This is a genomic window from Streptomyces sp. Edi4, assembly GCF_040253615.1.
Lineage (GTDB): Bacteria > Actinomycetota > Actinomycetes > Streptomycetales > Streptomycetaceae > Streptomyces.
Genome location: NZ_JBEJGY010000002.1, coordinates 21,219 through 34,381 on the forward strand (window position 1 = coordinate 21,219; position 13,163 = coordinate 34,381).

Below are 13,163 nucleotides of genomic sequence, written 5' to 3' on the forward strand. Positions count from 1 at the left end.
GCCGCCCACTTCTACCGCAGGCCGTCCACCGGGCCGCCGCGGCCTCCACCGGAGTCACCGATCAGCAGATCGCTGCCCTCGCTGTCCGGCGCCACCGCCAAGGTGACCGTCATGCGGTGCGTGGCCGTCTTCGCCCGCTCGCCCTTGGCGTCCGCGGAGACCACGAACGCCTTCACCCCGCCGCCGGCCGACGCGGTGTGCCGCAGCTCGATCCCCAATTCCAGCACGATCTCCTTGACCGTGAACCGGACCGGCGACCCGTCCCCGTCCTGCTGCGCGGCCGCCAGTCCCCCGCGCACCGCCTTGATCGCCTCGGACAGTTCGGTGGGCTCTAACTCCATGGTTTCCCCCTTGATCGCTTCTGTGCGGAAAGTCAGTCTGCCGGGCAGCACCCGGCTGCGGAAGGACACAGTCGGCCTGCCCGGCGCGGGCCTACGAGGCGGTCGGCGTGGTGCGCTGGACATGTAGGGGCGGCGGAAGCGGAAGCCGGAGCCCTGCCACCCCCCGGATGTTCAGTTCGCCGGCGTCTGCCCGGCGCAGCAGTTCGCCCGCGTTCTTCAGCGCCATGACGACCCGGGTACGAAGGCGGGGGTGGAACGGCATGGCGAGCGGGACGAGGGCGGCGATGGCGGCCGGGTTCGGGATCGAGCTGTTGCGCAGCTCGCCGACGATCCGGTTGAAGGCATAGCCGGGCTTGGGCGGCAGTTGAACGTGGGAACGTTGCAGCGAGGACAGCAGGAGCGCCAGCATGTCCTCGTACGCGGTGCGCAGGGCGTTGATGCTGTCGTACGACACGATGTCGGCGGCGAACAGCCCGCGGCCGCGCTCGAGGCGTTCGAGGATGGTCTTGAGCATCTTCAGGTCGATGTCGCCGGCGTAGCGCAGGGGCTGGTCCACCCGCGCCAGCAGCTTGCCCCCTTCGACGCCTTCCCTCCAGGAGAAGCTGCTCAGGAGGTGGAACCACGCCTCCTGGCTGCGCAGCGAGTAGACGCCGCAGCCGATGAGGATCTGGTAGAGGATCTTCGCCCTCAGCGGGCGTGCGCCGCGCAAGACCGCCCCGTACGTCACGTGGGAGTAGCCGGGCGCCTGCCGGGCGAGGGTACGGTGGCTGAGCCCATTGAAGTCCAGCAGCGTCTTCAGGAGCTCGCGCAGCTCGCCTTCATCGACAGCGTGCGGCGGGGTGAGGTTGCCGGTGCGCTCCCAGCGGCTCAGGGCCTCGCGGCACAGATCACCGGAGAAGCCGACGGCGGCCAGGCGCAGGCTCTCCCAACGCGCACTCCAGCTCTCGGGGTCGCCGCCGCAGGCCAGGATGTATCCGTTGACGGTCGCCCAGGTGGGCAGCTTCTTGCCCGCGTGGGCGTTCGACAGCGTCGCGGTGGACAGCCCGCTGTGTTCAGCCATCAGCGCCAGCGGCGGGTCGCCGGCCTCCTTCCGCAGCGCCTGGAGGTCGCGCGCGAAGGCCACCAGTGGGTCATTGGTGCGGGGCAGTTGCTTCATGGGACGGGCCACGGCGTCCATCTCCTTCCCGAGCCCGGAACAGGGCCGGGGCCCGTCGTGAGACGGGCCCCGGCAGGGCATGGTCAGAGCAGACGCTGACGCAGTTCGGCGGCCAGCAGACCGCCAGCCCCCAGGATGGCGAGAGCCTCCTCGAGGTTCATCCCGCGGCCAAGCAGGACGAACAGTGCGGCCAGGAGTATGACCAGCAGGAGTAAGGAGGCCAGCGGCGAGACCTGGGCGGCGCTCGCCGGGATGTGCGCGCACGGCCCGTTCTGCTCAGCAGAAACGGGCTCAGGAAGCAGCAGAGACAAGGAAGTTGACTCCCAACAGGAGGCGGATGGTCAGCTAGCGGTCCGGAACTTTGTGCTCAAGTGCCTTGCAGGGCACAGGACTTCACGCCAGTGGTTGCAGCCACAGGCGCCAGCGAAGCCCACGTTACCCACGCTTACGCCCGACAATGCCGATTCAGTTCCCATTGGAGGCAGACCATAAATAAAGCACCGACCTGCTATTTAACGACCGGAACAGAATTGTTCAAAGAATGGTTCGCCACCGGATTCAACAACCCGTGAATCTGTCGCATCAGCGCAGGTCACGCTGGGTGTAGCTTGGGCAGGGGAAAGTGTCTGCCTACACCTCTGTACCAGGACTCATTATCCCCCCATTCTTGAACTCGTTCCCACGTGCGCGTGGGCACACGGGTCCGCGGACGCGTGTGCACGCGTACAAGAGAGGCGCAGGTCCACGGTCCGGACACGCACCGCAGAACGCAGGAGGCCCCGTTGCAGCGGGGCACCTCCGCAAGGTGGCACGGCCAACAGGTCAGCCACTGGACTTCCTCCCCACCCCGACGATGACGACTCTCGCGGGCCGGAGGGCGTACGACAAGAGGCAGGGCCCGGCGGACTCCCGCAAGGGCCCTGCCGTCCGGCAGCGATCGGGCTCACGCTCCCGGGTCAATGTCCAGCGAGGTCACACCGACTCTGCCGGGGAAGAACGACAGGATCCGCCCCTGACCGTGGCACTGGGCGAAGGCGGCAGCGGCCATGTCGTCGTACGGCGCCTTCGCCTCCAGGGCCGCGCAGTCCTTCAGCCACTGCTCGCGCAGCCATTCGCCCTCAGCATGAGGAAGATCCCCCTGGAGAGGAGCTCCCTGGGACACCACGCAGTACGGCCCTCGCATGCGCCGTCCCGGCTGAAGGAGCTCCACCACCACAATCAGGCGGCTGCCCGGCTCCAGCGGCCATGCCTGCTTGTCCTTGAGCCACTGGTCGAACTCACCACGGCCGGCCACCCGGATACGCAGGCGCGCACCAGGATTGCGCTTGTACCAGCGCTGATCGTCCACCGTCGCCCGTTCCGCCGCGACGATTGACTGGGCCCCGGGCTTGGTCGGGGTGAAGTGGGTCATCCGTCCTCTCCACACAGGTGCGCGCTTCTGCGACGTCTTGCTCGCCACCACGAATCCCTTCGGCAACCAGATGTGACGCCGGTTCAACGACTTCGTCCGGGCCACGGTGATGCTCCGACCAGGGCGCAACCTACGCGGTCCTGCTTAGCGAGGGCGCAGTCGCCCGGGGCAGCATCCCGGCCCTCTCGGCACGGGCCCGGCGCAGGGCCGCGGCCTCGGTCGCCGCGGCCTGGCGGCGTCGCTCGGCACGGACCTGGTCGATCGGGGCCGGCGCGTCGTCGGGGACGACGGGCGGCTCGGGGAACGCGCGGCGGCTCAGCTCGCGCATCGCGGCGGTCTGCCGCTCCACCGCCTCCGCGATGGCCGGGTCCACCCGGGACGGCGCGGCGACCTCCTGGTGCGCGGCGAGCGCACGGCGGTAGCCCTCGCACGCCGTCTCCCTGGTCTTCGCCAGACCGGTGGGCGCGGCCGGGGCAGGGTCTGCCGGGGCGACGTCGGCCGGGCCGGGCGCGGGTACGGCGCCGGGCGGCAGGATCCGCAGGGCGCGGACGACCGTGCGGCCCGCCGCCTTGTTGGCGGCCTCGATGACGCGGGTCTGCTCCAGGCGGGCCTTCGTCGCCCACGCCGTCGAATCCGGGCATACGGTCAGCCGGCCGGAGTCCGGGTCGTACGCCACGGCGGCGACGTGCCCGGCGAGGTCGGGGGCGATGGCCGCCCACCGCTCGCGCAGCGTCGCGCCGGCGGCCGGGAGCTCCCAGGCCCGCTCGGTGACCAGCGCGCCGATCGCCGCACCCAGCCCCATCGGCTGACGGTCGTCCCGCCGCACCGTACGAACCGGCCGCAGCTTCGACTTCGCCTTCTGGCCGCTGCCGTTCTTCCGGGCCGCCTCCATCGCGGCCCGCAACGCGACCCGGGCCAGGTCGACGCCCGACACCTCGCCGCCACTCATCAGGATGCCTCCGCATCGGTCAGGGCCAGTTCCCGAGCGAGGTGGCGTGCGCAGACACTCCGCGTCGGCAGGGCCTGGCGGCCGCACGGCACCCCATCCGTACCCGGGCAGGTCACCGGCCCGGCCGGGGGCTCGGGAACGGCAGGCGAGGACGCGGCCAGCGCGGCGGCTTCTTCACGGCACAGCTTGCACAGGCCGTCCTCGAGCGCACGGCCGGTCAGGAAGATCCGGCAGCCGCACTCGCCACACGAGCCGCGCGGCGGGCCCTTCGGCGCACGCGGTGCCGGCAGCAGCGCCGCGCCTGTGGCGACCGCCTGCTGGAGCTCGCACTCCGGGCAGACACCGGACGGGCCGGGCCTGCTGCCGTGCTCGGGGCACAAGCCCTGCTCCAGGCGCTGAGCGCGCCGGCGGGCGGCGAACTTGTCGGCAACGACTTCCTCGCACACGGCGCAGCGCTCGCCGTTCGACCAGCGCACCCCGGACTCGCACTCCAGGTGCCCGCAGCCCCACCGCGGCAGGGCCACCCCGAGCAGCCACCGGCCCGGGTCACGGATCTCCGGGGGCATCACCTGGGCGAAGCGGGCGGTCAGCCGGTGACGCAGCCGCTCCGCGTCCATCCCGGCCGCCATCTGACGGGCGACCTCCCGGGCGATCTGCCGCTCCACGAACGGGTTGTTCACCCGTGCCAGCAGCCAGTGCACCGGCTCCAGCACCGCGTAGACCTGCGGGCTCATCGACAGCTGCGGCCCGGTGTACGCCGACCGCGCCGACCCTCCGCCGCTGCTGCGCCTTTCGTCGTTCGGCTTCGAAAGGACGGGCTGGCTGTTCTCATCCGCGCGCAGCGCGAGACCACCGCCAGCGTTCGTACGCGCCTTCGCGTCAGCCGGGTTTTCCACAGCTTCAACTACCGGTACCTCGCCTACGGCGGATGAGAAGAACGCGCCCTCGTGATCAGGTGAGTCAGTCCTAGGTGATTCCTTATACGCGAGGGATCCCTCACCAACCAGCAGACCCGATCCCTCACCAACCAACGGACTTGCGGAACCCTCCAAGGCGTCGTCCACAGGCTCCTGCGGGCCCTCCCAGACCGCCTCGGGCGCAGTGTCCGCGACCGGTCCGCCGAACTCCACAGCAGCCGTCGGAGCGATGTCGTGCGCGACGAACCGGTGACGACCCTGCGCACCCGCACGCCGCTGCACCGTCACCCACTTCGCCGCCTCCAGCTCGTCGACGACCACCCCGGCCGCCGCCGCCGTGATGGGCTGACCGGCCTTCTCCCCCGAGTGGTGCCGCAGGTGGCCCGCCAGCTCTCCCTCGGTCAGCGCGATGCGCATCTGCTCCGCGAACGTGATGACCGCGAACGCACGCAGCTGCCGGGGCGTGAGGTCCTCCGCGGCCGCCACCGGCAACCACACGAACGACTCCGTACGCTTCAACGGCCGCGTCGTACGCACTGCCGACGTGCCCCGGCCGCCGGGCAGCGTCCGGCGCTCCGACGTCAGCTCGATCACACCGTCCGGCGCCGGACGCGAGAGCAGCTTCAGGCCCCGCTCCACCGACGCCTTGGAGATGTTCAGGTAGGAGGCGATCGTCGCCGCCTTCGCCTCACACCCCTCCGGGCGCGCTCCGAGCGCATTCACCTTCACGTACACCGACAGCGCGACATCCGGGTAGGCCGCCGACGACACCAGCCGCATCGGCACCTTCACCCGCTGCCGACGAACCGGCGCACCATCAGTCGACTCCCCTGCGGCCTCAGCCGCCACGGAGCTCATCGGCCCACCGCCCCGACCGGAGCGGCGGACACCGCACGGGCCGAACATCCCAACATCAACTGTGCCGCCATGGGGCTGGTGTACACGCCAAAGCGGACACCTCCCTGAGCAGCCAAAACGCGCGATCCGTCATCCATCTGCCGACCCTGCACCAGACGGCCTGTGGACAGGGCCCGAGGAGCGCCGATACCCCCCGCCGCTCCCGCACGACGGGCAACGATCTTGGAACCCGTCCCGCCACACGGGACGACCTCCGAGAGCGGGTGCACGAGCCGGGCGGCCGACACCGCGACCGCGCTCATCGGCCCCCCGCTACGAGAGAGCGGTGCGCGGACAGGCAGGCAACTGAAAGCGATCATCCGGACAGCGTCAGGCGCTGGCCCTGTGGACAGAGCCCGGCGAGCAGCAGCGGCCTTGTGGACAACGAGATCGGCAGGGGAGGGGGACAGGACCGAGCGGGCGGATCGGTGCATACCTGACGCCGGTCGAAAAGTCGTGCCCGCCGTGACGTGGCGGCCGAACGCTTCCCATTTGGCGGTACATCCCGGACGTACCGGACACGCAATTTGCGTCACAGGGGACACCACTGCCCTGCAAACCCGGATGAACCGGGCGCGGGCAGGCTGGCGAAAGACAGAGCGGTGGTGCAAGATGGCTGACGCCTCCTCTTTGTAGAGATGGGCACAACGAAGCCCCGTGTGGCGCTTCATCTGCTGGTAGGCAGAAAACGAACTGTTCGGCCGGGTGCGAACCGGACGGACAACTCCTTCGGAGGGCCCGCGAAGCTCTCCGGAGACATGTGGGGCGCTGGACCGAGGTGCTGGACACACCTGGGTGACAGAACGTCCCGGGCGGCCAAGCCGCCCCCAGACCTAGGTCATCTCAACCCCCTCTCCGGAGGGCTGGTTGGGGTGCCCGAAAACGCGAAAAAGCCCCGCTGACGTGCAACGCGAGACATCGCGAAGACGGCGGGGATCTTGTGTGCGGGCGAAGGCCCGCGGGTACAGTGGTGCCATGAACACCGAGAGCCTCCAGGTAGGTTCTCAACTCCCCCGGGCTTACCAAGGCACGGGGGATTTTCAGTATGTAGATAGATCTTGATCGCAGCTACCATACCCCCTCCGTCACGCTTCGTGCAGAGGGCAACGCGAGCGAGTCGACGAGACCTGTGCGAAAGAGGCATCTTCCGGTGCAGCAGCGGACCCTGACAGTGGCTCAGGGCATGATGAGATCCATGCCCGACACCTCCGCCACGGACATCCCCTTGGCCACGTACGCGACGGCCGCGCAGCAGCGCGCCTACATCGCGGCCATGAAGAAGATCCGCAAAGCCCGGGTGCCCGGCGAGCCGGTCCGCGTGTACGTCTGTGCCTCGCCGCACATCGCTCAGCGACGGCAGTGGGATCTGCGCCTGGCGAAGATCCGGCACCGCCTGCCCGGCGCGGAGCTGGTGCAGTTCGCCGACCTCTTCACGCCCGAGAATTACGAGCAGGAGTGGAAGAAGGTCGCCCCGACCTTCGACGGCATGGTCGTCGTGGGGCACACCAAGCGCGGCGGCACGAATGGGAATGTCTACCGGCTGGGCGAAATTGCCCGCCTCGAAGTCATCGACATCGTGAAAGCCGGAAAGCCCGTCCTGCTGCATGCCCCCGGCACCGGCCTCGTCCCGTTCGTCGACTGCAAGATTCACCGCGTCGGGGACGAGAAGCTGCGCACGAAGGTGACCGTCCCGGACGGCTGGGACCCCAAGGACTACGAGCCGACGCTCCAGGCCGCCCTTCGCGCACTGCGGCCTCGCAGCACCGAAGCGGAGGCGGAGAAGGAACAGTCCGCCGGCACGCCCGCTCACCCCGCTCATCCCTTTGCCGCACCTCCCCGTTGACGCGTCGAAGCAAAGCCCCCCGCAAACAACGCCAGCGGCTTCGTAAACCCTATATGAGCAGGCCGAATTCGTAGTAGGGCCAAATCCATCACACGAAGCGGACACCCTCAACAGGCTTTGCGCGAATACCGTCCCGTGTCCCGCCGGGCGCGCAACTTCCCCCGGCAGCTTCCCGCCTGACGGGAAGCAATCAACAAGTGCGCTCACCGGACGAGCTTCGCAACTGACGCACTGGTTGTGGCCGTGAGGACGAGTTGATGGTGCCTGGGTAGGGTCGCCCGCATGCCCCTTCCTCGTCACGACGGAACAGCTCCTGGTGCTGATCGAGCAGGGCCTTGCGCGCGGCGACGAACTCCGCGTCGATCCGACCCCACTTGATCTCCAACTGCTCGGTGACCTTCGCGAACTCCAGCCGCACCGCGCCCTGCTCCGCGTGGTACTCGCCGGAGATGGTGAGCAGCTCACGGATCTGGTCCGAGGTGAGGTCGAGCTCCTTGTGGTGCGCGAGCAGCCGGTCGAACAAGGCGCCGGCGGGCGCCATCGACTCACACGGAGTGTCGATCAAGTAGCCGGGTTTCGCGAACGCGGCGTGGTTGACGGTGCACACAAACAAACTCCTTCTGACAGGCCCAAGACGTTGGTCGTCTCATGAAGGCGCCCCCAGCATCGGCATGCGCCCGGCCGGAAAGGAGGATCGGGTGTGGAACCAGTGTGGAACCAACGTGGCATTTCCTGGCTGACCAGCCGCAACAGGGCGACCTCCGCTCCGAGTTCCAGGGCGGCTCACGCCCGGAGGTGCCAGGGCCTGCTCGTCGGTGTCGGTCTCGGTGTCGACGGTGAGCTGCACAGATCCCCCGTCGTTCGCCGCCACGCTACGGACGAGTCAGCGCCAGGTCGTAATACAAGGAGAGCGAGGCCTCGGCGCCCGACCCCTGCGAGGTGACAATCCGCTGGTAGCGGCCCGATCGGATGTCCCCGGCGGTAAAGATCCGCGGGTGCTGCAGGTACGGCGGGCAGTAGCCGTCGGCGTCCTGGACGAGACCCTCGATCGCGGCCGGCTTGGTGCCGAGGTTGTTGAGCACGGTGTCCACGGCGTAGGAGGTCTCCTTGCCGTCCCGGTTTTTGACCTGCACTGTCCACGGGGGTCCGTATGAGGAGGGGGTGATGGTGACGTGGGAGACGGGCACGTTCCGCACCCGCTCGTCGGCGGCGACCTCGGTCGTCTTGTAGTCGTCGCCGGGCGGGCACAGCACATGCAGCGGCTGGGCGGCGTCGGGATGGGCCCGCAGCCACGTCCCTAGCGGCCGGTCGCCCCCCAGGACGTACGTACGCCCCCCGAGGTCTTCCGGGGTGACGCGCCACAGCGGTGCGGGCAGAAAGCCGTCCGGGGCGGTGACCCAGGATGAGTCGGTGGGCACGAGCTCGGCGACGCCGGTCGAGACGACCGCAGCGCGCCCCCGAAGCAACGCCCCGTCCTCCAGTCGGAGTTCCGCCCCGTCATCTCGTCCGGCAACCGCCACGGCGTGTGCCCGTACGACGGTGCAGTTCCCTGGCGCCTGGATTCGCGCCAGGTCCTGCTCCAGGGCGAGGGCCAGCTCAGGGCCAGTCGACCAGTTTCCCGGAACGTTCGCCACGGAGTCGATACGGTGCAGCTTCTCCCCGATGCGCTCGCCTTCCACCACGATCGTGCGCAGCTGCAGGCTGGCCGCCATCACCGCGGCCGCCACCCCGGCCGGCCCCGCCCCCACGATCAGCAGGTCAGCGTCGAATGCCGGCGCACTCATGCGCAAGCCCCTTGATGGCCCAGTTGCTCAAGAACTTCCTGGCTGGTGACGAGCTGGGCTGCGCTGATGTTGCGGGCGGCCAGGAGCAGCGCCGCGTCGTGATATCGCTTCCCGCCGCTGGAGGCGCAGGCGTCGGTGACGATCCACGGCCTGTACCCGGCGTGATAGGCGGCCACCGCCGAGTCGTACACGCAGGAGTCGGTGTCGATGCCGCACAGCACCAGATCACTCCACCCGGCCTCGCGGATCACTTGGGCGCCCTCCACGGTGAAGACGCTCGACTGCCCCTTGTCGATGACCGCGGCCGCCGTCTCCACGTACGGCGCGAGCTCGTCGACTACGGCTTGTTCCTGCGCCGTGCGCAGGTCGGTCCACCCGGTGATCCGCTCGTACGGGGAGCCCGGAGCGTTGTGGAAACGGGCGAATACGACAGGTGCACCCGCCTTCCGCCACTGCTTGACCAGATGGGCGATCGCGGGGACAACGGCACGGCTGTGCCCGTTGACGAAGCCGTTCTGCACATCGACAACGATGAGCGCCGTCGTGCGAGGATCCACCAAGTCCTCCTTCCCCAGGGCCATCACGGATTTCCGTCCCGAAGAGCATCCTGGGCGGCGCGGAGCCGATCCGGAAGCTCGCTTGTCGCCAAGATCGCCTCGCGCATCCCGCGGTGCTGAGCAGTCTCGGTAGGCCGTGCAGCGGTAAGCCGGGAGTACGCCCCACGCAAGTATCGCCAGCCGTAGGCGTCCGGCATCACCGGATCCCGGCCATCCTCGATCATGCGCAGGACGTGCGACGACAGCGCCCACAGCGCCTGCACGTCCAACTCCAAAGCGACGACGTCGCCCATCGTCAGCGCCCGCTCGTCCCGCTGCGGGTGATACGACACCCCTGACCAGCCGGCGACCCCCTGCGACACACCGCCGCCGAAGGCGACCGCCTCCGGGTGAGTCCAGCCGTCGGCGAACTTGGCGTCTTCCACGCCGGGCCCGAGCGGCGACACGTTCTGCGGACTCTGACGGTTGACCAGCACCGACGGGGTCGTCAGCAACTGCAGAGCGGTCTCCAGCCCCGACCCGGCCCAAGAGTGCTCCCGCAGTTCGTAGGCAGACAGCACGTACTCCGGACTCACTTCGACCTCGGCCTCGACGGAGTACTGGACCAGGAGCTCCCGGAGCCGCTTCCCCGCCCAGGACCGGTCCTTCAGATAGGAGCGATAGCGCCACACCGCCAGCTCTGTCAGCGACTGGACGCGGCAGTGCTCCTCAAGGTGAACCACCGCGACCCCACACGCATAGACGTGCACGGCCGATGCGTGAGCCGAGCTGTGCCCACCCGGCAGGACTCGTCGCTCCAGACCCCCCGGCCCCGCCGGCTGCGCGAGCGCCGCGGTGAACAACCGCGTCAACTGCTCACCGAGATGCACCGGCAAGAACTTGTGCGACACGACCGAGCAAGGCGCCGGCCGCCCATCCGGAGAGACACCTTGCGGAGACTCGCCTCGCAACGCCGCCAGGCGTACACGGAACGCCTCTTGTTCCTCCGCCGTGCACTGCGACAGCGCCACGTCCAGGATCTGCTGGGTCCCTGCACGACATACCCGGCCTGGCTGGCTCTTCCAGTACGTGACCGTCCGAGGATCGATGCCCAGGTTCTGAGCGAACTCGCGGACCGACTCGCGCTTCACCGACCTCAGCAGCTGCGCCTCCTTGCCCGTCCACTCGCTCACGGTGATCACTACACACCCCCTCAGCAGCCCCGGGCCAGGCCAGACAACGCCAGATTCCACGCTGGTTCCACAGCAGTTCTACACCGGGCCCTCTCCTCCAACACCCCATATCCGGAACCTGTTTGACGACCGTCTATCAGACGGACCAGAGATCCGCGCCACTACCAGACGGAGGGAACATCCCGTGATCGGGGCCGACGAGCAGCACCCGGATGTACAAAGACGCGAACCCGGATGTGAACGAATCTCGAAACGGATCTGCGATGTTGTCAGGCCGCCTCTGCCGCTGAAATGGAGCCCACAACGTCGCAGGTCAGACGAGGGGGCAAGTCACATGGGCCCAGGCTCAGGCATCGAATTCGTAGGCGAGGACGTACGCAGCCGAGTCCAGCGTCATTTCATTGACTTCGACTGCACGCCCGTCCGCGTCGAAGGCGGTCCTTACGACGTTCAGCACGAATCTGTCGACGGGGATCGAGAGCCTGGTGGCATCGTCGACAGTCGGCATGCGCCCGCGGACCTCTTCTTGGAACCGCGCAGGAGCATGGCCCAGGTCAGCAAGGCGTGCGTAGATCCCGCCAGGACCGGGATCTGCCTGGGTGATGGCGGTGCCCGCCACCAGAGTCTGCGGCAGGTACGACGTGGCAAGCGCGATCGGACGGCCTTCGATGGAGTAGCGACGGCTTCGGATGCAGGTGGTCTCGTCGGGGCCGAGCTCGAGGACACCACGAATACGCGCCGGGGGCATGTCATCGGCGACGGAGATCTGGTCCACATCAGGCGTTCGATCGTCGTCTGCTGCCCAGATCGATTTTCCTGCGCCCCAGTGGCTGCGGGCGACGCGCGGGATGCCGTGGCGGCGGATCGGCCGGAAGGCGGCAACGCGGGCGCTGGCCCCCTTCTTCGTCTCCACCAGGCCCTCGCTCCGCAGGAGCTTGAGTGCCTGACGGGCGGTGAGGGAGGCGACACCGTACTGCCCGGCGAGCGCAGTCTCCCCAGGCAGCCGGTCGCCGGGGCGATAGTCCCCGGCCTCGATAGCAGCCTTCAGATCATCCGCGATGCGCCAGTACTTGGGCAGTTCTGCGCCAGTCTCACCCGCCATACGTCTCCCTACCTCGCTAACGATCCTACGGCTGTTGGCTACCGGAGTTCTCGCAGGGGCGCCTTGATCGGCGCGGGAGCCACTTCGCGAGGATACATAGATAGCGCTCTACTTGACATCGCTAACGAGGATAGCTCTACTGGTGCCAACCTCGTTAACGAGGTGACCGGGGCATCGCCTCGGATTCGCTGCGTCACGCCCAACGGCTCTCGGGATGCATCCCGGGGCTTTCCTTGCCACCGAGAGGACCACCCGATGTACGTCTCCCCGAACGCCGCCGCCTTGGCCGCTGAGTCGCCGGCCGGTGCGTACGAGACCTTCCGGACGCCGCTGCTGGCCTACGTGCACAACCTGCTCGAGCCGCTCGACTGGGAGCGCAGTGAGTCTTTCGCCCGCATGGCTTTCGCCCAGGCACTCGGTTCCCTGGACCTCGCCGAGGACGCCGGCATGGAAGAACAGGGCCTCCCGGCCTGGCTCGCCTCCGCGGCCCGGACCGTGGTCCGTCAGCAGACCTCCGCGGCCACCGCCGCCGAGCGCTTCGTCACCGTCAGGAAGTCGAAGCCCGCCCCGATCGACAACCACGGCCTGGTCCTCCTCGACACCCCCGCGCCGACCGAGGTGTCCGCTTCGCAGGCCAACGTGTCCCCCGTCCCGCTCGCCGCCTGAACTCATCGACCACTCGCACCTCAAAGAGGAGGAACGACGATGCAGAAGCAGAACCTCACCCCGGCCACCTTCCGCTTCGAGCACGGCGACATCAGCACCTGGTCCGCCGCGGACATCGAGGGCTACGAACACCTGGTGGAGGGCGCGGACCCGGCCATCGCCACGGCGGTCGAGACCGGCACCTTCGTCATCGGACGGCACGCGGAGGGCAACACGGTCGTCGTCGACCTCGCCACGGCGGACGAGCTCGCCCAGCGCACCGCCGGCATCGTGCACGCGCTCATCGGGGGGACCCCCGGCAGTGGCAAGTCCTCCGACGCAGCGCTCTTCAAGGCGATGGAGCGCATCGCCAGCTGACCCGGACGCCT

At 68.7% G+C, this 13,163-nt stretch carries 14 protein-coding genes; 3 read left to right on the forward strand and 11 right to left on the reverse strand.

Translation table 11 applies throughout. The features are described 5' to 3' along the window. Positions 1 to 11 precede the first annotated feature (11 nt). From ABR738_RS01090 to ABR738_RS01115, 6 genes are all read right to left on the reverse strand, one after another. Positions 12 to 341 (reverse strand): trypco2 family protein, encoded by a 330-nt coding sequence (locus ABR738_RS01090; protein WP_350228027.1) that lies wholly within the window; start codon positions 339 to 341, stop codon positions 12 to 14. A gap of 91 nt (positions 342 to 432) precedes the next feature. Then, a complete protein-coding gene (locus ABR738_RS01095) occupies positions 433 to 1,509 on the reverse strand; it encodes a hypothetical protein (RefSeq protein WP_350228028.1) in 1,077 nt (358 codons plus the stop codon). Between the two features lie 71 nt (positions 1,510 to 1,580). Continuing rightward, the gene (locus ABR738_RS01100) at positions 1,581 to 1,808 is read right to left on the reverse strand and encodes a hypothetical protein (protein WP_350228029.1); all 228 of its coding nucleotides are present in this window, start codon (positions 1,806 to 1,808) and stop codon (positions 1,581 to 1,583) included. 632 nt (positions 1,809 to 2,440) lie between these two features. Continuing rightward, positions 2,441 to 2,908: a hypothetical protein gene (locus tag ABR738_RS01105; protein ID WP_350228030.1), complete on the reverse strand. Its 468-nt coding sequence runs from the start codon at positions 2,906 to 2,908 to the stop codon at positions 2,441 to 2,443. Between the two features lie 130 nt (positions 2,909 to 3,038). Continuing rightward, complete coding sequence (locus ABR738_RS01110) at positions 3,039 to 3,857, reverse strand: DciA family protein (protein ID WP_350228031.1); 819 nt, start codon at positions 3,855 to 3,857, stop codon at positions 3,039 to 3,041. Further along, positions 3,857 to 5,554 carry a hypothetical protein gene (locus tag ABR738_RS01115; RefSeq protein ID WP_350228032.1) on the reverse strand — a complete coding sequence of 566 codons (1,698 nt, stop codon included), beginning with the start codon at positions 5,552 to 5,554 and terminating at the stop codon, positions 3,857 to 3,859. The genes ABR738_RS01110 and ABR738_RS01115 overlap by 1 nt, the downstream gene beginning before the upstream one ends. Positions 5,555 to 6,866: 1,312 nt before the next feature. Here ABR738_RS01115 and ABR738_RS01120 point away from each other — a divergent pair. Continuing rightward, positions 6,867 to 7,514 (forward strand): hypothetical protein, encoded by a 648-nt coding sequence (locus ABR738_RS01120; RefSeq protein ID WP_350228033.1) that lies wholly within the window; start codon positions 6,867 to 6,869, stop codon positions 7,512 to 7,514. Between the two features lie 190 nt (positions 7,515 to 7,704). Here the strand turns inward: ABR738_RS01120 and ABR738_RS01125 are convergent, their stop codons facing one another. From ABR738_RS01125 to ABR738_RS01145, 5 genes are all read right to left on the reverse strand, one after another. Then, entirely contained in the window at positions 7,705 to 8,121 is a 417-nt protein-coding gene (locus ABR738_RS01125) for a hypothetical protein (RefSeq protein ID WP_350228034.1), read from the reverse strand. A 265-nt stretch (positions 8,122 to 8,386) separates the two neighbouring features. Next, positions 8,387 to 9,298, reverse strand: coding sequence for an NAD(P)/FAD-dependent oxidoreductase (locus tag ABR738_RS01130; protein WP_350228035.1), 912 nt, complete (start codon positions 9,296 to 9,298; stop codon positions 8,387 to 8,389). Continuing rightward, entirely contained in the window at positions 9,295 to 9,855 is a 561-nt protein-coding gene (locus ABR738_RS01135) for a cysteine hydrolase family protein (protein ID WP_502964023.1), read from the reverse strand. The genes ABR738_RS01130 and ABR738_RS01135 overlap by 4 nt, the downstream gene beginning before the upstream one ends. Before the next feature lie 23 nt (positions 9,856 to 9,878). Then, a complete protein-coding gene (locus tag ABR738_RS01140) occupies positions 9,879 to 11,027 on the reverse strand; it encodes an XRE family transcriptional regulator (protein WP_350228037.1) in 1,149 nt (382 codons plus the stop codon). A gap of 346 nt (positions 11,028 to 11,373) precedes the next feature. Continuing rightward, on the reverse strand, positions 11,374 to 12,129 hold the full coding sequence (locus tag ABR738_RS01145; protein WP_350228038.1) for a GntR family transcriptional regulator: 756 nt from the start codon (positions 12,127 to 12,129) through the stop codon (positions 11,374 to 11,376). 255 nt (positions 12,130 to 12,384) lie between these two features. Between ABR738_RS01145 and ABR738_RS01150 the strand changes: the two genes are divergently transcribed. Both ABR738_RS01150 and ABR738_RS01155 read left to right on the forward strand, forming a co-directional pair. Continuing rightward, positions 12,385 to 12,795, forward strand: coding sequence for a hypothetical protein (locus ABR738_RS01150; protein WP_350228039.1), 411 nt, complete (start codon positions 12,385 to 12,387; stop codon positions 12,793 to 12,795). A 39-nt stretch (positions 12,796 to 12,834) separates the two neighbouring features. Then, on the forward strand, positions 12,835 to 13,152 hold the full coding sequence (locus ABR738_RS01155; protein ID WP_350228040.1) for a hypothetical protein: 318 nt from the start codon (positions 12,835 to 12,837) through the stop codon (positions 13,150 to 13,152). The last annotated feature ends 11 nt before the right edge of the window (positions 13,153 to 13,163 follow it).